This is a genomic window from Quadrisphaera sp. DVD1 (assembly GCF_058932755.1).
Genome location: NZ_JBZYWI010000055.1, coordinates 1 through 19,484, shown reverse-complemented (window position 1 = coordinate 19,484; position 19,484 = coordinate 1). Strand labels below are relative to the sequence as shown.

The 19,484-nt window shown below is 75.1% G+C and carries 17 protein-coding genes and 4 tRNA genes; 12 read left to right on the top strand and 9 right to left on the bottom strand.

What is annotated here, in order from left to right:
• From AC5FZL_RS08350 to AC5FZL_RS08340, 3 genes are all read left to right on the top strand, one after another.
• Nucleotides 1–1,099, top strand: a 1,099-nt coding sequence (locus tag AC5FZL_RS08350; RefSeq protein WP_493618111.1) for an alpha/beta hydrolase family protein, incomplete at its 5' end; no start/stop codon positions are given.
• 117 nt (nt 1,100–1,216) lie between these two features.
• Nucleotides 1,217–2,761 carry a flotillin family protein gene (locus AC5FZL_RS08345; protein WP_493618110.1) on the top strand — a complete coding sequence of 515 codons (1,545 nt, stop codon included), beginning with the start codon at nt 1,217–1,219 and terminating at the stop codon, nt 2,759–2,761.
• 92 nt (nt 2,762–2,853) lie between these two features.
• The gene (locus tag AC5FZL_RS08340; protein ID WP_493618109.1) at nt 2,854–3,918 is read left to right on the top strand and encodes a phosphatase PAP2 family protein; all 1,065 of its coding nucleotides are present in this window, start codon (nt 2,854–2,856) and stop codon (nt 3,916–3,918) included.
• A 24-nt stretch (nt 3,919–3,942) separates the two neighbouring features.
• Here the strand turns inward: AC5FZL_RS08340 and AC5FZL_RS08335 are convergent, their stop codons facing one another.
• Genes AC5FZL_RS08335 through AC5FZL_RS08325 form a run of 3 tightly spaced genes read right to left on the bottom strand, consistent with a single transcriptional unit; the run spans nt 3,943 to nt 6,081 of the window.
• On the bottom strand, nt 3,943–4,704 hold the full coding sequence (locus AC5FZL_RS08335) for a dihydrofolate reductase family protein (RefSeq protein ID WP_493618108.1): 762 nt from the start codon (nt 4,702–4,704) through the stop codon (nt 3,943–3,945).
• Entirely contained in the window at nt 4,701–5,168 is a 468-nt protein-coding gene (locus AC5FZL_RS08330) for a SufE family protein (RefSeq protein WP_493618107.1), read from the bottom strand. Before AC5FZL_RS08330 ends, AC5FZL_RS08335 begins: the two co-directional genes overlap by 4 nt.
• A gap of 13 nt (nt 5,169–5,181) precedes the next feature.
• Nucleotides 5,182–6,081, bottom strand: coding sequence for a sulfurtransferase (locus AC5FZL_RS08325; protein ID WP_493618106.1), 900 nt, complete (start codon nt 6,079–6,081; stop codon nt 5,182–5,184).
• Nucleotides 6,082–6,341: 260 nt separating this feature from the next.
• Between AC5FZL_RS08325 and zapE the strand changes: the two genes are divergently transcribed.
• Together zapE and AC5FZL_RS08315 are read left to right on the top strand one after the other, a co-directional pair.
• Nucleotides 6,342–7,418: a cell division protein ZapE gene (gene zapE, locus AC5FZL_RS08320; RefSeq protein ID WP_493618105.1), complete on the top strand. Its 1,077-nt coding sequence runs from the start codon at nt 6,342–6,344 to the stop codon at nt 7,416–7,418.
• A 107-nt stretch (nt 7,419–7,525) separates the two neighbouring features.
• Nucleotides 7,526–8,434, top strand: coding sequence for an endonuclease domain-containing protein (locus tag AC5FZL_RS08315; RefSeq protein ID WP_493618104.1), 909 nt, complete (start codon nt 7,526–7,528; stop codon nt 8,432–8,434).
• An 81-nt stretch (nt 8,435–8,515) separates the two neighbouring features.
• Here AC5FZL_RS08315 and treZ read toward each other — a convergent pair whose 3' ends face one another.
• From treZ to glgX, 4 genes are read right to left on the bottom strand one after another with little or no spacing between them, the layout of a single operon-like run.
• On the bottom strand, nt 8,516–10,303 hold the full coding sequence (gene treZ / locus AC5FZL_RS08310) for a malto-oligosyltrehalose trehalohydrolase (RefSeq protein ID WP_493618103.1): 1,788 nt from the start codon (nt 10,301–10,303) through the stop codon (nt 8,516–8,518).
• Nucleotides 10,303–10,884, bottom strand: a complete 582-nt coding sequence (locus AC5FZL_RS08305; protein WP_493618102.1) for a peptide deformylase — start codon at nt 10,882–10,884, stop codon at nt 10,303–10,305. The genes treZ and AC5FZL_RS08305 overlap by 1 nt, the downstream gene beginning before the upstream one ends.
• On the bottom strand, nt 10,881–13,400 hold the full coding sequence (gene treY, locus AC5FZL_RS08300) for a malto-oligosyltrehalose synthase (RefSeq protein ID WP_493618101.1): 2,520 nt from the start codon (nt 13,398–13,400) through the stop codon (nt 10,881–10,883). Before treY ends, AC5FZL_RS08305 begins: the two co-directional genes overlap by 4 nt.
• A complete protein-coding gene (gene glgX / locus AC5FZL_RS08295) occupies nt 13,397–15,517 on the bottom strand; it encodes a glycogen debranching protein GlgX (protein ID WP_493618099.1) in 2,121 nt (706 codons plus the stop codon). The genes treY and glgX overlap by 4 nt, the downstream gene beginning before the upstream one ends.
• A 104-nt stretch (nt 15,518–15,621) precedes the next feature.
• Between glgX and AC5FZL_RS08290 the strand changes: the two genes are divergently transcribed.
• Nucleotides 15,622–16,596: a YihY/virulence factor BrkB family protein gene (locus AC5FZL_RS08290; RefSeq protein WP_493618098.1), complete on the top strand. Its 975-nt coding sequence runs from the start codon at nt 15,622–15,624 to the stop codon at nt 16,594–16,596.
• Here AC5FZL_RS08290 and AC5FZL_RS08285 read toward each other — a convergent pair.
• Nucleotides 16,520–17,413, bottom strand: coding sequence for an aminotransferase class IV (locus AC5FZL_RS08285; protein ID WP_493618097.1), 894 nt, complete (start codon nt 17,411–17,413; stop codon nt 16,520–16,522). The two genes, AC5FZL_RS08290 and AC5FZL_RS08285, sit on opposite strands and share 77 nt — an antisense overlap.
• A gap of 99 nt (nt 17,414–17,512) precedes the next feature.
• Between AC5FZL_RS08285 and AC5FZL_RS08280 the strand changes: the two genes are divergently transcribed.
• From AC5FZL_RS08280 to AC5FZL_RS08270, 3 genes are all read left to right on the top strand, one after another.
• A tRNA-Gly gene (locus AC5FZL_RS08280) sits at nt 17,513–17,585 on the top strand.
• Nucleotides 17,586–17,620: 35 nt separating this feature from the next.
• Nucleotides 17,621–17,691: transfer RNA gene (locus AC5FZL_RS08275), tRNA-Cys, on the top strand.
• Between the two features lie 16 nt (nt 17,692–17,707).
• Nucleotides 17,708–17,779, top strand: a tRNA-Val gene (locus AC5FZL_RS08270).
• A 140-nt stretch (nt 17,780–17,919) separates the two neighbouring features.
• Here the strand turns inward: AC5FZL_RS08270 and AC5FZL_RS08265 are convergent.
• A complete protein-coding gene (locus AC5FZL_RS08265; RefSeq protein WP_493618096.1) occupies nt 17,920–18,339 on the bottom strand; it encodes an SsgA family sporulation/cell division regulator in 420 nt (139 codons plus the stop codon).
• Nucleotides 18,340–18,470: 131 nt separating this feature from the next.
• On the opposite strand from AC5FZL_RS08265, the gene AC5FZL_RS08260 reads away from it, so the two are divergent.
• The 3 genes from AC5FZL_RS08260 to AC5FZL_RS08250 all read left to right on the top strand — a co-directional run.
• A complete protein-coding gene (locus tag AC5FZL_RS08260; RefSeq protein WP_493618094.1) occupies nt 18,471–18,980 on the top strand; it encodes a PGPGW domain-containing protein in 510 nt (169 codons plus the stop codon).
• A gap of 49 nt (nt 18,981–19,029) precedes the next feature.
• Nucleotides 19,030–19,101 (top strand) — tRNA-Val (locus tag AC5FZL_RS08255).
• Between the two features lie 81 nt (nt 19,102–19,182).
• On the top strand, nt 19,183–19,484 hold a 302-nt coding region (locus tag AC5FZL_RS08250), incomplete at its 3' end, for an MOSC N-terminal beta barrel domain-containing protein (RefSeq protein WP_493618093.1).

Below are 19,484 nucleotides of genomic sequence, written 5' to 3'. Positions count from 1 at the left end.
CCGGCGCGTGGTCACCCCGGCGCGCTCGCTGCCCGACGACGCCCGGGTGCTGGCCGTGCGCGGGCCGGCCGGCGCGCCGTCCGCGGTCGTCCTCGCGCTCACCCCCGAGGCCGAGGCGCCGGGGCGCTGCGGCCTGTGGCTGGCCCGGGGCGCGGGCCACGCGCGGCTGGGGGAGGTGCTCGAGCGCGACGCCGCCGCGCGCACGGTCACCCGCGAGGTGCTCGGCGTGGACGCCGGCGAGCTGCTGCCGGGCCGGGCGCGCTGGAACGGCGCGTTCTACACCGGCGACCCCACCTCCGCCCTCGGGCTGGCCCACGAGGAGGTGCTGGTGCGCTCCGACGTCGGCGACCTGCCGACGTGGGTGGTGCCGGCGCCCGCCGCCGCCGAGGGCGGGGCGCCGTCCTCGCAGGTGTGGGCGGTGCTCGTGCACGGGCGCGGGGCCACCCGCGCCGAGTGCCTGCGGGCCCTGCCGGTGCTGCACCGGCTGGGGCTCACCGCGGTCGTGCCCTCCTACCGCAACGACGCCGACGCCCCGCCGAGCGCGCGGGGCCGGTACGGGCTCGGCGGCACCGAGTGGCGCGACGTCGAGGCCGCCGTCCTGCACGCGCTGTCCTCGGGGGCGCGCGAGGTCGTGCTCGTCGGCTGGTCGATGGGCGCTGCGACCGTCCTGCAGCACCTGGCGCGCTCGTGGACGGCGGACCGGGTGCGCGCCGTGGTGCTCGACGGCCCGGTGCTCGACTGGCGCCACGTGCTGGACCACCAGGCCCGGATCAACCACCTGCCGGCGCCGATCGGGCGCTACGGCCTCGCGATGCTCGGCTCCCCGGTGGCGCGCGCCGTGGTCGGCCACGAGGCGCCGGTCGACCTCGCGCAGATGGACTGGGTGGCCCGCGCCGCGGAGCTGAGCGTGCCCCTGCTCGTCCTGCACAGCGACGACGACGCGTACGTGCCGGTGGAGCCCACCCGGTGGCTGGCGGCGGCGCGCCCGGACGTCGTGCGGCACGTGGAGTTCAGCGGCGCCGGGCACTGCCGGGAGTGGAACGTCGACCCCGACCGCTGGGAGCGGGAGGTCGCGCGGTTCCTCCTCGACCACCTGTGAGGCGCCGGCTGCACCAGCGCGCAGCGCCACCCGGACGGGCGCACGAGGACCCGCGCGGACGGGCCGAGCGTCCCTAGGATCGCGACCGCCCCAGCGCCCAGCGATCGGTAGGCCCCCGTGGACCAGCTCAGCCCCGTGCTCGTCGGCGCCGTCGTGGCCGCCGTCGTGCTGCTCGTCGCGGTGGTCGCCCTCGCCCGCCGCTACAAGATCGCGAGCCCGTCCGAGGCGTTCATCATCACCGGGCGCAAGGGGAAGGCGGTCACCAACCCCGAGACCGGCGAGGTGACCACCGACCTGTCCGGGCAGAAGGTCGTCATGGGCGGCGGCGTCTTCGTCACCCCGCTGGTGCAGCGCGTCCACTCCCTCTCGCTGGCCTCCCGGCGCATCTCGGTGAAGATCGGCGGGGCGGTCTCCAAGCAGGGCATCCGGCTGAACCTGGACGCCGTGGCGATCGTCAAGGTCGGCGGCACCGAGAACTCCGTCCGCGCCGCGGCGCAGCGCTTCCTGCACCAGCAGGACGAGATCGAGTCCTTCACCCAGGAGGTCCTCGCCGGCTCCCTGCGCTCGATCGTCGGCACCCTCACGGTCGACGAGATCATCCGCGACCGCGCCGCCTTCGCCGCGCAGGTCGCCGAGGAGTCGATCAGCTCGCTGAGCAACCAGGGCCTCGTGCTCGACACCTTCCAGATCCAGGACGTCACCGACGACAGCAACTACCTGCGCGACCTGGGCCGCCCCGAGGCCGCCATCGCCGCCCGCAACGCCGCCATCGCCGAGGCGAGCTCGCGGCAGGAGGCCAGCCAGGCCGAGGCCAAGGCGGACGAGCGGATCGCGGAGTCCCAGCGCGACCTGGACCTGCGCCGGTCGGCGTTCAAGGCCGACACCGACCGCGCCGCGGCCGAGGCGGCGGCCGCGGGCGCCCTGGCCACGGCGGAGCGCGACCAGGAGGTGCTCACCAGCCAGGAGGTCGTGGCGCAGCGCCAGGCGGCGCTGACCGAGCGCGAGCTGGACGCCCAGGTCCGCAAGCCCGCCGACGCCGCCCGCTACCAGAGCGAGCAGGAGGCCCAGGGCCGGCGGAACTCGGAGATCTTCGAGGCCGAGGCCAGCAAGGCCCGCTCCATCGCCGCGGCCGAGGCCGAGGCCGAGCGGGTGCGCCTGTCGGCCCTCGCCGACGCCGAGCGCTCCAAGCTGGCCGCCACCGCCGACGCCGAGCGGGCGAAGCTGGCTGCCGGGGCCGACGCCGAGCGCGTGCGGCTGGAGGGCCTGGCCGAGCTGGACCGGCGCCGCGCCCTGGCCGAGGCCGTGCGCCTGGAGGGCGAGGCCGAGGCCGCCGCGACGCGGGCCCGTGGCGAGGCCGAGGCCGAGACCCTGCGGCTGCGCGCGGACGCCTTCGAGCGCTACGGCCAGGCGGCCACCGCGCAGATGGTCGTCGAGGTCCTGCCCCAGCTGGCCCGGGAGCTGGCGGCGCCGATGAGCGCCATCAAGGACCTGACGGTGATCTCCAACGACGGCGCCGGGCAGCTCTCGCGCAGCGTGGCGAACAACCTGCACGAGACGCTGGAGGTCGTCCGCCGCACCACCGGCCTCGACGTCCTGGCCATGCTCCGGCCCGGCGCGGCGGCGTCGGGTGCCGTCGACGGCGCTGCGGCGCCCACCCCCTGAGGGGGAGCGGACGACCCGTGGACGGCACCCGAGGAACGCCCAGATGGACAAGAGGTGGCCAGAGCGTCGGTGGTACAGGGCAGAATAGGGGCATGGCCTTCGATCACACCCGCTCGCTGCTGGTCCGCCACGGGCTCGCCCTGGCGGTGGTGACCGCACTCGTCACCGGTGGTCTGTCGGTCGTGGGCGCCTTCGTCCTGGACCTTCCGCTGCGCGACCCCGACGGGTTCCTCGGGCCCAGCTGGGTGCGCCTGCCGCTGATCCTGGGCCTGTTCCTCCTGGCCGACGTGCTGCCCCGGGCCGCCGTCCGCGCCCGCAGCCCGCGGCGCATGTGGACGGCGCTGAGGGAGGTCACCGTCACCCGGTGGCCCGTCCACCGCCTCGTGGTGGTCATGACCGCCCTGGCGAGCTTCTACGTCACCTACGTCGGCTACCGGAACCTCAAGAGCTTCCTGCCGTTCGTGCGCACCCGCTCGCAGGACTTCGACCTCGTCGCCACCGACAAGCTGCTGGCGTTCGGCAACGACCCCGCCGAGGTGCTGCACACGGTGCTGGGCACCGGGGTGGCCGCCTACGTGCTGTCGTGGGTCTACATGGCCTTCCTCATCTTCGTGCCGGTCTCCCTGGCCGTGGCGCTGGTCTGGTCGCGCGACCTCTCGCTGGGGCTCTGGTACGCCACGGCCCTCTGCCTGAACTGGGCGCTGGGCACGCTCAGCTACTACGTGCTGCCGGCCTCCGGGCCGTTCGTGGCGGTGCCGTGGCGCTTCAGCGACCTCCCGCAGACCGAGGTCGCGGGATTGCAGGAGGGGTTGATCCGGTCCCGGATCAACGTCATCGCCGACCCGCACGCGACGATGTCCGTCTCCGGCATCGCGGCGTTCGCCTCGCTGCACACCTCGATCGTCTTCACCGCGGCCCTCATCGTGCACCTGGCGAAGTTCCCGCGCGTGGCCCGCTGGTCGATGTGGATCTTCTTCGTCCTCACCGTCCTGGCGACCATCTACTTCGGGTGGCACTACATCGTCGACGACATCGCCGGCGTGGCCATCGGTGCCGTCTCGGTCTGGGCCGGGGCCCTGGCCACGGGCTGGCGGCCGAGGCGCGCCGCCGCAGCGGCCGTCAGCGTGCCCGAGCGCGAGGCGCTCGCCGCCAGCTGACCCTCTCGGGCGCCGGCTCCGGGCTCACGCCAGGAGCCAGCGCCCGATGAGCGTCCCCTCGGCGTGCAGCAGGTGCCCGAGGCGGGCGGGCCGCAGCAGCGGCTCCCCGTCCGCCAGCAGGCGCCCGGCGTCGCCGCCCGCCACGAGCGGTGACCAGGTCAGGCACAGCTCGTCGACGAGGCCCTCGCGGAGCAGGTCGCGCAGCAGCGCCGGGCCGCCCTCGCAGAGCACCTGGGGCAGGCCGCGCTCGGCCAGGGCCGCCAGGGCGCGGGGCAGGTCGACCGCGTCGTCCCCCGCCACGACCACGCGCTCGTCGCCCACCGCCGCGCGCAGGTCCGCCAGCGCCGCGGGCCCCGCACCGGCGCAGGTGACCACCAGGGCGGAGCGGCCGTCGTCGCGCTCGGCCGGCAGCAGGCCCTGGCCGTGGGGGAGCCGGCCGCTGCGGCTGACCACGGCGAGCTCGGTGCCGGTGCGCAGGAGGCCGTAGCCCTCGGCGCGCACGGTGCCGGCCCCGACGAGGACGACGTCCGCGACCGACCGCAGCAGCTTCAGCACCCTCAGGTCCGCCGGCGAGCCGATCGAGCGGGTCGAGGCGTCCGGTCCCCAGGCAGCGCCGTCCAGGGTCGAGACCATGTTGGCGCGCACCCACCGCCGGCCCGGGGCGCCGGGAGGGCCGTACAGGGCCCTGAGCGACGGCTCGCCGCGGTCGGCGTCCTCGCCGGGCACCACCTCGCCGGCGCGCTCGGCCGGCCACAGCACGGCCAGCGCGGGGGCGCGCCCGCTCACGCGGTGGTCTTCTCCCGCACCTGGCGCTTGATCCGGCCGAGCATGCCGGCCATGCCGCGCAGCCGCAGGGGGCTGACCGCGCGCTCCAGGCCGAGGCGGGAGGAGATGTCGTCCGGCGTGGCCAGCAGCTCGGCCGCCGGCAGGCCGTCCAGGCCCTCGCGGAGGATGCCGGCGAAGCCGCGCGTGGTCGGGGCCTCGCGGGGGGCGGAGAAGTGCAGGTGCACGGTGGCGTCGTCGTCGACCTCGGTGAGCAGGAAGACCGGGGACTGGCACTCCGGCACCGGCTCCATGAGCTCGAGGTGCTCTGCGTAGCGCTCGGGCAGGGCGGGCAGGCCCTCGCTGAACTCCAGCAGCAGCTGCAGCCGGTCGCGCTCGGAGACGGCGTTGAAGTCGTCGACGATCTCGGCCAGGGCCGGCGGCAGCCCCTCGGTCAGGGTGCTGCCGCCGGTCATGGGCTCGCTCATGCGGCCCAGTCTGTCACCTGCTGGGGACCTCGCCCGGGGCGTCCCCGATGACGATCGGCACGCGGACGGCGTTGCCCCACTCGGTCCAGGACCCGTCGTAGTTGCGCACGTCGGGGAAGCCGAGCAGGTGCTGCAGCACGAACCAGGTGTGGCTGGAGCGCTCGCCGATGCGGCAGTAGGCGATCACGGGCTCCTCGGGGGTGAGGCCCTTCTCGCCCCGGTAGATCGCCTCGAGCTCGGCGCGGGGCTTGAACGTGCCGTCCGGCGCGGCCGCCCGGGCCCACGGCACCGACTGCGCGCCGGGGATGTGCCCCCCGCGCAGCGTGCCCTCCTCGGGGTAGGCCGGCATCGTCGTGCGGGCGCCGCTGAACTCCTCGGGTGAGCGGACGTCGACCAGCTGGCCGCCGAGGAAGGCCAGCACGTCGTCCTTGAAGGCGCGGATCGCGGAGTCGTCGCGCTCGACGACCGGGTAGTCCACGGGCGCGACCTGCGGGGCCTCGCGGGTGTACTCGCGGCCCTCGGCCTCCCACGCGGTGCGGCCGCCGTCGAGGAGGCGGACGTCCTCGTGGCCGAAGAGGGTGAAGACCCACAGCGCGTAGGCGGCCCACCAGTTGTTCTTGTCGCCGTAGATGACGACGGTGGTGTCGCGGGAGATGCCCTTGCTGCCCAGCAGGGCGGCGAAGGCCTCGCCGTCGACGTAGTCGCGGGTGACCGGGTCGTTGAGGTCGGTGTGCCAGTCGACCTTCACGGCGCCGGGGATGTGGCCGGTCTCGTAGAGCAGCACGTCCTCGTCGCTCTCGACGACCACGAGGCCGGGCTCGCCGAGGTGCTCGGCGAGCCACGCGGTGCTCACCAGGCGCTCGGGGTGGGCGTACTCGGCGAACTTGGGGCTGTCGTCTCGGGGCAGGGCCACGGTTCCTCCATCGGTGCGGGCGTCGGTGGTGCGTCAGGGGGGATCGCGCGACGGCGCGTCACGGGCCGTCGCCGCGCAGGTGCTCGAGCTGCGGGGGCGGGCTCAGCGACAGGCGCTGCTGGCCGTGCGGGCGAGGTCGACGTACCGGCAGCGCACCGCGCAGAAGTGTCCCGACATGGTGACCACGAGCCTACGGGACCGGTCTCGCCCGGGCCGTGCCGCGGGCCCTGACCTAGGCTCGCCACCGTGGTGAGCCCCTCGTGACCCCGCCCGGCACGCCCGCCCGCAGCGCCGTGGCCGCTCTCGTCGAGCGCGACCCGCGCCCCGACGCCGCCCGGCTGCTCGCCGACCTCGTGCCGCCGCCGCACTTCGCGCGCGTCTCCTTCGACAGCTACCGGCCCGACCCGGCCCAGCCGTCGCAGACCGAGGCCGTGGCCGCCCTGCGCGGCCTGGCCGACCGGGTGGGCGACGGCAGCAGCGGCGGTGGCGGCGGGCTGCGGCGCCTGTTCGGCGGGCGCCGCCCGGAGCCGGCGTCCCGGGCGGGGGTGTACCTCGACGGCGGGTTCGGGGTGGGCAAGACCCACCTGCTGGCCTCCCTGTGGCACGCCGTCGACGAGCGCACGGCCCACTCCTGCGCCTTCGGGACCTTCGTGGAGTACACCAACCTCGTCGGGGCGCTGGGGTTCCGGCAGGCCGTCGAGGCGCTGTCGGGACACCGCCTGGTCTGCATCGACGAGTTCGAGCTCGACGACCCCGGTGACACCGTCCTCATGTCGCGGCTGCTGCGCGAGCTCGCCGACGCCGGCACCGCGCTGGCCGCGACGTCGAACACCCTGCCCGACGCGCTGGGGGAGGGCCGCTTCGCCGCGGAGGACTTCCTGCGCGAGATCCAGGCCGTGGCCGACCGCTTCGACGTCGTGAGGATCGACGGGGAGGACTACCGCCACCGCGGCCTGCCCGACCCACCGCCGCCGCTGCAGGACGCCGACGTGGTGGCGCGCGCCGCCGCCACCCCCGGCGGAGTCCTCGACGACTTCCCCGCCCTGCTGGCCCACCTGGCCACGGTGCACCCGAGCCGCTACGGCGCCCTCCTCGACGGCGTCAGCGCGGTGCACTGGACCGGCGTGACGCCGGTGGCCGACCAGAACGTGGCGCTGCGCCTGGTCGTGCTCGCCGACCGGATGTACGACCGCGACCTGCTGCTCGTGGCCTCCGGGACGCCGATGGACCAGCTCTTCCCCGGCGAGCTCCTGCGCGGCGGCTACCGCAAGAAGTACTACCGGGCCGTCTCGCGCCTGACCGCCCTGGCCCGCGAGGGGGCTGCCGCCCCCTCGTGAGGCGTCGGTCGTGGGGGTCTGGACCTGCCGCGGACCCCCAGGACTGACAGGTCGGGGCTGTGGACGGCCGCAGCGGCGCGGCGGCGCTCCGGGCCACGCTCGGCCGGGTGCGCGCTGCTGCCCTTCCGCCGGCTCTGCGGGACCGCCCGTTCACCGTCCGCGAGGCCATGGCGCTCGGGATGACGCGCGAGCAGCTGCGCGGCCGTGCCCTCCGGGCGCCGCACCGCGGCGTGCGCGTGCCGGGCCACCTGCCGGACGACCTGGAGACCCGCTGCCGAGCGGCGGCCCTCGTCCTTCCGCGCGGCGCGGTCTTCACCGGGCGGACCGCTGCCGCGCTGTGCCGGCTGCCCTGGCGGCTGGACGCCCCCGAGGTCCTCGGCGAGCCGCTGCGCGTGGTCGTCCCGTCGCCGCAGCGCGCGCCGCGCACCGCCGGGGTCGACAGCGGCCAGAGCCGCTGGGCCGCAGACGCGGTGCGGCTCTCGGGCACCGGCCTCCGCGTCCTCCACCCCGTGCACCTGTGGTGCGAGGTCGCCGCGGACCTGCCTCTCGTGGACGCCGTCGCCCTCGCAGACGGCGTGCGGCGGCGGTGGGCGACGCAGGAGCAGATGACCGCAGCGGTGTCCGCGCGAGCCGGTGACCGGTCGTGCGTCCTGCTGCGCAGGGTGCTGGGGCTGGTCCGGCACCCCGTGGACTCGGGGATGGAGACGCACGTCCGGCTGCTGCTGACGGCGGCCGGCCTGCCCGGAGCCGTCTGCGGCCGGGACGTCGTCGTGGACGGTGCCTGGGTGGCGCGGCCCGACCTGAGCTGGCCGTCGGTGAGGGTCGCCGTCGAGTACGACGGCGGGCACCACCGCACCGACGCCCGTCAGTGGGCCAGCGACATCCGCCGCCGCCAGCTGCTGGAGCAGCACGGGTGGCGCGTCATCGTGCTCACGGCTGCCGACGTGCTCAGGTTCCCCGACCAGACGGTGGCCCTGGTCGCGGCGGCCCTCCGGCAGCGGGGCCTGCAGTGGTGACCGGGCAGTCGTGGGGGTCCGGGAGGTGCCCGGACCCCCACGACTGGCAGCTCACTGGCGAGCCGGCGAGGGGCGGGGTGGTCAGCGGCGGACGACGGCCACCGAGTGGGCCGGCAGCTGCACGGCGCCGTCGGCGACCGACGCCTCGTCCCACGCCAGCGCCACCGCGGCGCCCGCGGACAGGCCCGCCACCGGCACGGCCGCGGCCGCGTCGGCGAGGTTCACCACGACGTCGAAGGACCCGCGGTGGACGACCAGCCAGCCGCCGTCCGCGTCGAGGTCCACCGAGACCCGGCCCAGGTGGCCGTCGCGGAGGTCCGGCTCGGCGCGGCGCAGCGCCACGAGGTCGCGGGTCCACGCGAGCAGGCGCGCTCCCCGGCCCTGCGCCGGCTCGGCCCAGTCCAGCACCGAGGCCTCGCGCGTGGACTCCGCCTGCGGGTCGGGGATCTCCTCCGCGGCCCAGCCGTGGTCGGCGAACTCCTTGCGCCGCCCCTCGCTGACCAGCTTCCCCAGCTCGGGGTCGTGGTCGGTGAAGAACTGCCACGGCGTGCGCGCGCCCCACTCCTCGCCCATGAAGATCATCGGCGTGAACGCGCTGGTGAGGACCACCGCGGCCGCGATCGCCAGCTGGCCGTCGTCGAGCGTGGCGCTGAGCCGGTCGCCCGGGCCGCGGTTGCCGACCTGGTCGTGGGTGGTCGTGTACGCGACGAAGGCGTGGCCGCTGTAGCGCTCGCGGTCGACCGGCGCGCCCCAGTCCTCGCCGCGGAAGGCGGAGTAGCCGCCGTCGTGGAAGAACACGTCGGTGAGCGTCTTGGCGAGCACCTCGGGGGCGCCGAAGTCGGCGTAGTAGCCCTGGCGCTCGCCGGTGAGCAGCGCGTGCAGGGCGTGGTGGACGTCGTCCGCCCACTGCGCCTGCATGCCGCGGGCCGGCAGGCCGGAGCCGGTGGGCTCGCCGACCGGGGTGACCATCGCCGGGTCGTTGAGGTCGCTCTCGGCGATGAGCGTCAGCGGACGACCCAGCTCGGCCGACAGCGCCGCCGTCTCGGTCGCCAGCTGGGCCAGCACGTGCACGGGGGAGTCGTCGACGAGGGCGTGGACGGCGTCCAGGCGCAGGGCGTCGACGTGGAAGTCGCGGAACCACCGCAGGGCGTTGTCGACGATGAACCGGCGCACGCCCTCGCTGCCCGTGTCGTCGAGGTTGACGGCCGCGCCCCAGGGCGTGTCGTGCTTGTCGGTGAAGTACGGGCCGAAGACGCCCAGGTAGTTCCCCGCCGGCCCCAGGTGGTTGTAGACGCAGTCCAGCGCCACGGCCAGGCCGCGGGCGTGGCAGGCGTCGACGAAGGCCTGCAGCGCCGCCGGGCCGCCGTAGGGGTCGTGCACGGCGTAGAGGTCGACGCCGTCGTAGCCCCAGCCCCAGCGGCCGGGGAAGGCCGCCACGGGCATGAGCTCGACCACGTCGACGCCGAGGTCGACGAGGTGGTCCAGGCGCTCGCGGGCCGCGGCCAGGGTGCCCTCGGGGGTGAAGGTGCCGATGTGCAGCTCGTAGACGACGGCGCCGCGCGCGTCGCGCCCGGCCCAGCCCTCGTCCGACCAGGCGTGCTGGGAGGGGTCGAAGACCCGGCTCGGCCCGTCGACGCCGTGCGGCTGCCAGGGGCTGCGGGGGTCCGGGCGCGGGTCGGAGCCGTCGACGCGGAAGGCGTAGTCGGTGCCGTGGCCGGCGTCGGGCACCTCCAGGGCCCACCAGCCGTCGCTGGTGCGCTCCATCGGCGCGGTGCGCACCTGGGGGTCCTCGGTGGGGTCGCCGGTGGTCAGGTGGACGTCGAGGTCGACGCGCTGGGCGTCCGGCGCCCAGACGGTGAAGGTGTGCATCAGGACACTGTCCCGGTCGAGGCCAGGGTCCGCAGGTCGGCGCGGTCCACGTAGAGGATGCCCCCGAGGTGGTCGGTCTCGTGCTGGACGATCCGCGCGGGCCAGCCGGTGAGCTCCTCCTCCAGCGCGCGACCGGTCTCGTCCTGCCCGGTCAGGCGCACCCGGTGGGCGCGAGCGACGACCGCCTCGTAGCCCACGACGCTCAGGCAGCCCTCGTAGAACGGCTCGAGCCGCTCGCCGACCTGCTCGTAGCGGGGGTTGGCCAGCACCCGGAAGGGCAGCGGCGTGCGCTCGCGGGGGTCCTCGCCGTCCTCGCCGTCGTCGCCCTCGTCCTGGACGACGGCGAGCGCCAGCGACAGCCCCACCTGCGGGGCGGCCAGGCCGACCCCCGGGGCGCGAAGCATCGTCACCCGCAGCGCCTCGACCAGGTCGGCCAGCAGCTCGGGGCTGAGCTGGCCGTCGTAGGGCTCGGCCACCTGGCGCAGCGCCGGGTGCCCGGCCTGCACGATCGGCAGGACCGGGCCCTGGCGCAGCAGCGCCCCGACCTGCCGGCGCACCTCCCGGCTGGAGAGCGGGCTCACGCCCGGACCAGGAGGGCGACCGGGAGGTCGGAGAGCAGGTCGGCCAGCCGCACGGAGCCGCCGGCCACCTCCTCCCCGGTCAGCAGGTCGCGCCAGGACCCCTCGGGCACCGCGACGGTGTGCTCGCCCCAACCGCCGAGCCGCTCGAGGGAGACCGCCAGCCGGGTGGCCACGACGACGGCGCCGACGCGGTCGGCGTCACCGCGGGAGAAGGCGACGGCGTTGCCGGTGGAGGTGGCGACCGGGGCGTAGGTGGCGCCCTCCCCGACGAACCACTCCGGGGCCTCGCGGCGCAGCCGCAGCGCCCGCGAGGTGACCAGCAGCTTCTCGTCGTGCAGGTCGGCGGGACGGCCACCGGCGTCCAGGCGGGTGAGCCGGGTGCGGCGGTCGCCGTAGTCGACCGGGCGCCGGTTGTCGGGGTCGACGAGCGAGAGGTCGACGACCTCGGTGCCCTGGTAGACGTCGGGGACGCCGGGCATCGTCAGCTGGACGAGCTTCTGGCCCAGCGTGCCGGCCCGCACCGGCGCCGCGATCCGGTCGCAGAACGCGCGGACGGCGTCGAGGACCGCCGCGTCGCCGAGGACGCCGATGACGAAGTCGCGCACCGCGCCCTCGAACTCCTCGTCCGGGGAGGTCCAGGTGGTGTGCAGCTTCGCCTCGCGGGTGGCCTTCTCCAGGTAGCCGATGAGGCGCTCGCCGCTGATCGGGCCGTCGGCGCCCCAGGTGCCCACCAGCGTCTGCCAGATGAGGTACTCGGTGGCGGGGTCCAGCGCGGGGGCGCGGTGGTCGGCGGCCAGCTCGCGCCAGGAGCGCACGGCCTCGGCCCACTCCGCGGGCAGCTCGGAGAGCACGGCCAGGCGGGCCCGGACGTCCTCGGTCCGCTTGGTGTCGTGGGTGGACAGCGTGGTCATCGACACCGGCCACTCGCGCAGCATCCGGCCGCTGTAGGCGTGGAACTCCTCCGGTGCGACGCCGAAGTGGTCCGGGTCGCCGCCGACCTCGTTGAGCGAGGACAGGCGGAACCAGCGGTAGAACGCGGTGTCCTCCACGCCCTTGGCCATCACGGGTCCGCAGGTCTGCTGGAACCGGACGACGAGCTCGGCCCGCTGGGCGTCGGTGGTGCGCCCGGCGCTGCCGGCCTCGCGGCCCAGGAGCAGCTCGCGCACCAGGTCCAGGGTGTCCCAGCGCTCCTCCGCCAGGTGGGCGCGGGCGGTGTGCACGGCCTCGTCCATCGCCGCGACAGCCTCGGCGGGGGCGTCCTCGCCGGGGACGACGTAGGCGCGGTAGCGGTCGAAGGCCACGAGCAGCTCGGTGACGCACTCGCGCAGACCGCGCTCGGTGTGGTCGCGCAGGCGGATGTCGGCGTGGCAGATCTCCACGAGCAGCTGGGTGAGGCGGTGCACCTCGGCGTACAGGCCCTGCTCGACGACCTCGCGCTTGGCCTTCTCCACCACGGCGGCGAAGCCCTCGGTGCTGCCCGTGAGCTCGGTGAGCAGCGACGACAGCGGAGCCGCGCCGGCCGGGTCGACGAACAGGCCGCCCACCCGCAGCAGCGCGTCGTAGCCGGTCGTGCCCGCGCACGGCCAGTCGCCGGGCAGGTGCTCGGCGCCCTCGACGATCTTCTCCACGACCACCCACGAGCCGCCGGTGCGCTCGTGCAGCCGCCGCACGTAGCCGCGGGGGTCGGCGAGGCCGTCGGGGTGGTCGATGCGCAGGCCGTCGAGCCGGCCGGCCTCGATGAGCTCCAGGAGCAGCTCGTGCGTGGCGTCGAAGACGTCGGGGTCCTCCACGCGGATGGCGGCGAGGGTGTCGACGTCGAAGAAGCGCCGGTAGTTCAGCTCCTCGTCGGCGACCCGCCAGTGCGCCAGCCGGTAGAACTGCCGGTCGACCAGCTCGGCCAGCGGCAGCGACTCGGTGCCCCGGCGCACCGGGAAGACGTGGTCGTAGTAGCGCAGCAGCGGCTCGGCGCCGCTGGTGTCCAGCGACAGCTCGCCCGCGGCGAGGACCTGGCCGATCCGCGAGCCCAGGACGGGCATGAGCAGCGCGTGGTCGGGGCCGGACCAGTCGACGTCGAACCAGTGCCCGAAGGGGGAGTCGGGGCCGTCGCGCAGCACCGACCACAGGGCCGAGTTCAGGGTCGCGGGGGTCGGCACGGCCATGTGGTTCGGCACGACGTCGGCCACGGCGCCCAGCTGGCGGCCGTGCAGGGCGTCGACCAGGACGTCGAAGGCCTCGCGGCCGCCGGCCTCGGGGTTGATCCGCGAGTGGTCGACGACGTCGTAGCCGTGGGCCGAGCCGGGGGCCGCGGCCAGCACCGGGGACAGGTAGGCGTGGCTGACCCCGAGCGCGTCGAGGTGCTCGACGACCGAGGCGGCGTCGTCGTAGCCGAACTCCGGGCGGATCTGGAACCGGTACGTGGAGATCGGCTGCGGGCGCCCGGCGGCGGGGCGGTGCCGCGGGTCGGCGCCGGGGTTGGTGGGGGCGGCGTCGGGGGTGGGGGTGGTCTCGGTGCTCACTGCGCCTCCACAGGGGGGTGGGTCAGGACGACGACGCTGCGGGCGCCGGCGAGGGTGGTCGTGGCCGCGGCGAGCTGCTCGCCCTCGACCAGGTGGCTGTCGGTGTCGAGCACGACGGTCCACTGCAGGCCGTACTGGGCCGGCGGCAGGGTGAACTCGATCGGCTCGTTGCTGGCGTTGAAGAGGACGAGGAACGAGTCGTCGACGATCCGCTCCCCGCGCGGGTCGGGCTCGGGGATGGCCCACCCGTTGAGGAAGACGCCGACGGAGCGGGCGTACCCGGTCGTCCAGTCCTGCTCGTCCATGTGGTCGCCCCGGGGCGTGAACCACGCGATGTCGCCGAGCGGGCTCTCCCCGCCGTGGGAGGCGTCGCCCGCGAAGAACCGGCGGCGGCGGAAGACCGGGTGGTCCATCCGCAGCGCCACGAGGCGCTGGGTGAAGGCGAGCAGCTCGCGCTGGCTCTCCGTGAGGTTCCAGTCCACCCAGGACAGCTTGTTGTCCTGGCAGTAGACGTTGTTGTTGCCCTTCTGGGTCCGGCCCAGCTCGTCGCCGTGGAGGATCATCGGCACGCCCTGGGAGAGCAGCAGGGTGGTGAGCATGTTGCGCTGCTGGCGGGCGCGCAGCTCGAGCACCGCCTTGTCGGTGGTCTCGCCCTCCACGCCGCAGTTCCACGAGCGGTTGTGGCTCTCCCCGTCGTTGTTGCCCTCGCCGTTGGCGGCGTTGTGCTTCTCGTTGTAGGAGACGAGGTCGCGCATCGTGAAGCCGTCGTGGGCGGTGACGAAGTTGATGCTCGCGATGGGCTTGCGCCCGTTGCGCTCGTACAGGTCCGAGGAGCCGGACAGGCGCGAGGCGAACTCGGCCAGCGTCGACTGCTCCCCGCGCCAGAAGTCGCGCACGGTGTCGCGGTACTTGCCGTTCCACTCCGTCCACAGCGGGGGGAACCCGCCGACCTGGTAGCCGCCGTCGCCGACGTCCCACGGCTCGGCGATGAGCTTGACCTGGCTGACCACCGGGTCCTGCTGGATGAGGTCGAAGAACGCGCTCAGCCGGTCGACCTCGTGGAACTGGCGCGCCAGGGTCGAGGCGAGGTCGAACCGGAAGCCGTCGACGTGCATGTCGTTCACCCAGTACCGCAGCGAGTCCATGATCAGCTGCAGCACGTGCGGGTGCCGCATGAGCAGGCTGTTCCCGGTGCCGGTGGTGTCGTAGTAGTGGCGCTTGTCCTCGTCGACGAGGCGGTAGTACGCCGCGTTGTCGATGCCGCGGAAGCACAGCGTCGGGCCCATCTGGTTGCCCTCGGCGGTGTGGTTGTAGACCACGTCGAGGATCACCTCGATGCCCGCCTCGTGCAGCGTGCGCACCATCGACTTGAACTCCATCACCTGCTGCCCGCGCGAGCCGGTGGAGGAGTAGGCGTTGTGCGGGGCGAAGAACCCGATGGTGTTGTAGCCCCAGTAGTTCGTCAGGCCCTTGTCCATGAGGTGGGTGTCCTGGACGAACTGGTGCACCGGCATGAGCTCGATCGCCGTGACGCCGAGGTCGGTCAGGTGCTCGACCATCGCCGGGTGGCCGATGCCGGCGTAGGTGCCGCGCAGCTCCTCGGGGATGCCCGGGTGCAGCTGCGTCAGGCCCTTGACGTGCGCCTCGTAGATGACGCTCTCGTGGTACTCGCGGTTCGGCGGCCGGTCGGTGCCCCAGTCGAAGTAGGGGTTGACCACCACCGAGAGCATCGTGTGGCTCGCGCTGTCGGCGGTGTTGCGCTTGCTGGGGTTCTTGAACGTGTACGAGAACAGCGACTCGTCGCCGTCGATCTGGCCGTCGACGGCCTTGGCGTAGGGGTCGAGCAGCAGCTTCGACGGGTCGCAGCGGTGCCCCCGCGCGGGGTCGTAGGGGCCGTGCACGCGGAAGCCGTACCGCTGGCCGGGCATGATCCCGGGCAGGTAGGTGTGCCAGACGAAGCCGTCGACCTCGGGCATGGGGATCCGGGTCTCGGTGCCGTCCTCGCCGATCAGCGAGAGCTCGACCCGGTCGGCGACCTCGGAGAAGAGGGCGAAGTTGGTCCCGGCGCCGTCGAAGGTGGCGCCGAGCGGGTAGGGACGGCCGGGCCAGATCTGCATGGGACTCTCTCGACGGCGGGGCGGGGTTGCCGACCCATCCTGGCCGAGCCGGGGCCCCGGCGCGCTCCGGGCCCGAGCGCCCGCCGCCTCGCTACGGTGGCGGTGTGGGCTCGAGCGCCGGTGCCGCCCTGCGACGCGCCCGTGCGCTCGTGGCGGGCACGGTGGCGCTGTGCCTGCGCCACCGGGTGACCGGCCTGGCCGCGGAGGCCGGCTTCTTCGGCCTGCTGTCGCTGCCTCCGCTGGTGCTGGGGCTGGCCGCGAGCGCGGCGTGGGTCGGCCAGGCGGTGGGCGTCTCGGTGACGTCGTCGCTGCGCTCGGCGGTGCAGGACGCCGTCTCGCCCTTCCTCACCCGCGAGGCGGTGGACCAGGTGGTGCTGCCGACCCTGGCCGACGCCCTCTCCCGGCCCCGGGTCGACCTCATCTCCGTCGGCTTCGCCCTGTCGGTCTGGTCGGGCTCGCGCGCGCTGAACGTCTACGTCGACACCATCGCGATCATGTCCGGGCTCGGGGGGCACCGGGGGATCGTCCGCACCCGGCTGCTGTCCCTGTCCCTCTACGTGCTCACCCTCGTCGTCGGGTCCGTCGCGGTCCCGCTGGGGCTCGCCGGCCCCGCCGTGGTGGCCGGGTGGCTCCCCCCGCGCCTGCTGTGGGTGCTGGACCTGGCCGGGCCGGCGTCCCTGGCCGGGGCCGTGGTGCTGCTGGCGGCGCTCTACCACGTGGCCACTCCGGTGCGCAGCCGCTGGCTGCGGACCCTGCCCGGGGCGGCGCTCGCCCTGGTGCTGTGGGTGGCGTCCAGCTGGGTGCTGCGCGCCTGGCTCGGGCGCTCGATCGGCGGGACGTCGGTCTACGGGCCGCTGACCGCCGCCATCCTCGTCCTCATCTGGCTCTACCTCCTCGCCCTCGCCGTGCTCGTCGGCGCCGGCCTGAACGCCGCGAGCCAGCAGCTGTGGCCGACCCCCGGCGGTCCGCAGGCGCCTGCGGAGCAGCCGGCGGGTGAAGGGGTCACACCAGCGGGTCGTCGTCCTCGGCCCGGCGGCGCGCGAAGAGCTCCACGGCCGCGCGCCCCAGGTCGCTCGTGACCAGCGGCCGGTCGTCGAGGGCCGCCAGCGGCTGGACGTCGCGCGTGGACGACGTGAGCAGCACCTCCGGGGCCCGCTCGAGCTCCGCCCACGGCAGCGCCGCCTCGCGCACCGGAAGGCCCTCCTGGGCGGCCCAGTGCAGCAGCAGCGCACGGCTCGTGCCGGCCAGGCACCCCGAGGACAGCGGCGGCGTCAGCAGCTCCCCGCCCACCGCCACGAGGACGTTGCTGCCCGTGCCCTCGCAGACCTCGCCGCGGGTGTTGGCCAGCAGCGCCTCCCCTGCGCCCCGTTCGCGGGCGCGGGCCAGGGCCACGACGTTCTCGGCGTAGGACGTCGTCTTCAGCCCCGCGACCGCGGAGCGCTCGTTGCGGGTCCACGGCACGGTGACCGCCCGCTGGCCCGGCGCCCACGGCTGCTGGGCGACCGCGGCCACCACGAGGGTGCCCCGGCGCTCGCCCTCGCGGGCGCGCGCGGAGCCCAGTGGGCCGGGGCCCGCGGTCCAGGTGATCCGGAGCAGCGCCCGCTCCGCCGCCGGGCCCAGGGCGCCCACCACGGCGTCGACGGCGCCGCGCAGCTCGCCGTCGTCGGGGGCGGGCAGGCCCAGGCCGGCGGCCGAGCGCGCCAGGCGGCGCAGGTGCAGGGTCAGCGCGAAGGGGCGCCCGCCGGTGACGGCGCACGACTCGAAGACGCCGTCGCCCACGACGAGCCCGTGGTCGAGGGCGTCCACCCGCGCGGAGCCGGCCTCGAGGAGGGCGCCGTCGACCCACACCGGGCGGGCCGCGGACGGGCTGGGCGAGGGCGGGGGGGACGCGGGCACGGGGCCTCCTGAGGGGGGCGGTTGGACGGGCGGCGCGGGCGCCCAGTAGAGTCTCCCCCGTCAGGTCGTCCTGCACGAACATCGTGCGGTTCCCTGCACGCGGACGTGGCTCAGTTGGTAGAGCATCACCTTGCCAAGGTGAGGGTCGCGGGTTCGAATCCCGTCGTCCGCTCGGAAGAGCACCGCCCCGGGAGGGTCACTCCTCGCGGTGGAGTGGCCGAGAGGCGAGGCAACGGCCTGCAAAGCCGTCTACACGGGTTCGAATCCCGTCTCCACCTCTCAGCACGTCCCACCGGGCGATTGGCGCAGTGGTAGCGCGCTTCCTTGACACGGAAGAGGTCACTGGTTCGAACCCAGTATCGCCCACGCAGTGCGAAGGCCGGTCTCCTCGGAGGCCGGCCTTCGCCGTTCCCCGAGGGGTCCTGCGCACCCGGCTGGCCCAGACGCACGAGAGCCCCGCGACCGACCGGTCGCGGGGCTCTCGTGCGTCTGCGGTGGGGCTGTGCTCAGGCGGCTCGGCCGAACAGCCCGGCCAGCTCGTCGTCCAGGTGGACGTAGCGGCTCTCGGCGCCCGGGGGGACCAGCGCGTGCGTGCGGTCGAGGAAGCTGCGCACGTCCTCGGCGTCGGCCTCGAGGACCGCGTGGCCGTCGGGGGAGCTGAGGGAGACGAGGACGACCTCGCGGCCCTCGGACTCGCCCGGCCAGACCTGGACGTCGCCCTCGCCGGTCGGGCGGCGCATGCCCTCGCGCAGCAGGTCGCGGGCGAAGACCCACTCGATCGTCCCGCCGTCGCCGCGGAAGGCGGCGGTGACAGCGAAGGGGTCGTGGACGCCGTAGCCGAGGTCGACCGCGACGGGGACCTTGCCGGCCTCCGGGACGACCAGGCGCAGCTCGACAGCCACGTCGACGTGAGCGGGCCTGGGCACGGGGGGACCTCCTGCGGAGCGGACGACTCGTCCCCGACCCGGCGGGTCGGTCACGTCTTCAGTTCCCCACGGTCCCACGACCCAAACCCGGCGGCGCTCCGGGATCCGGCGGCGCCCGTAGTCTGCGTGTCGTGGAGAGCACGGCGCCGGACGCCACGCCGACGACCGCCACCGCCGCGCGCCCCGTGAGCGGGGCCGGCGGGGCGGGCGGGGCTGGCGGGGCCACCAAGGAGCCCCACGAGCGCTGGGAGTGGCGCCGGCGGATCCGCGCCGACCCGCGCAAGCGCCGGCTGTACCGGGCGGTCGTCGCCGTCGTCGGCGGCTTCATGGTGCTCGCCGGGGTGGCGACGGGGTGGCTGCCGGGGCCCGGCGGGATCCCCCTGGTGCTCGGCGGCCTCGCCGTGCTCGCCAGCGAGTTCCACTGGGCGCGGCGGCTCCTGGCGCGCGCCAGGGTGCACGTGCACGCCTTCACGCACTGGGCGGGCTCCAAGCCCCTGTGGCTGCGCTGGGCGGGGTCGGCCGGGGCGGTCGCGCTCGTCCTGGGTGCGGTCTACCTCTGGCTGGTCGTCGTCGGCACCCCCGGCCTGGTGCCCGACGGCCTCGAGGCCGCGCTCACGCGCCTCCCCGGGGTGGACGGCTGACCCCGGTGCCGGGCGCTGCGCGGAGGCGGTAGAGTCCTCCCCGTTCCACGGGCGATTGGCTCAGCGGTAGAGCGCCTCGTTCACACCGAGGAGGTCACTGGTTCGATCCCAGTATCGCCCACGCACGCACGGCTCCGGAGGGGAGCCGCCCTCCGGGGCGGCTCCCCTCCGGCGTTCCCCGAGGTGCTGGGACACTGGGCCCGTGCGCGTCGGGACGGTCGAGCTGCTGCGGCGCTTCCCCCTGCGCTCGGCCGCCGGCGAGGAGCCCGCGGCCACGACGCTGGACGCCGGCGGGCTGGCCGGTGACCGCGGCTGGGCCGTCGTCGACGCCGAGGGCGCCGTCCTCACCGCCAAGCAGCTGCCGTGGCTGGGTGGGGTCCGCGCCGCCCTCGACCACGTCGGCGGTCAGCCGGTCCTGCGCGCGCGCGTCAGCGGGCACGAGGTCCGCGGCGCCGCCCTGGACGCGGAGCTCTCCGCCCTCGTCGGGCGGCCGGTGGCGGTGCG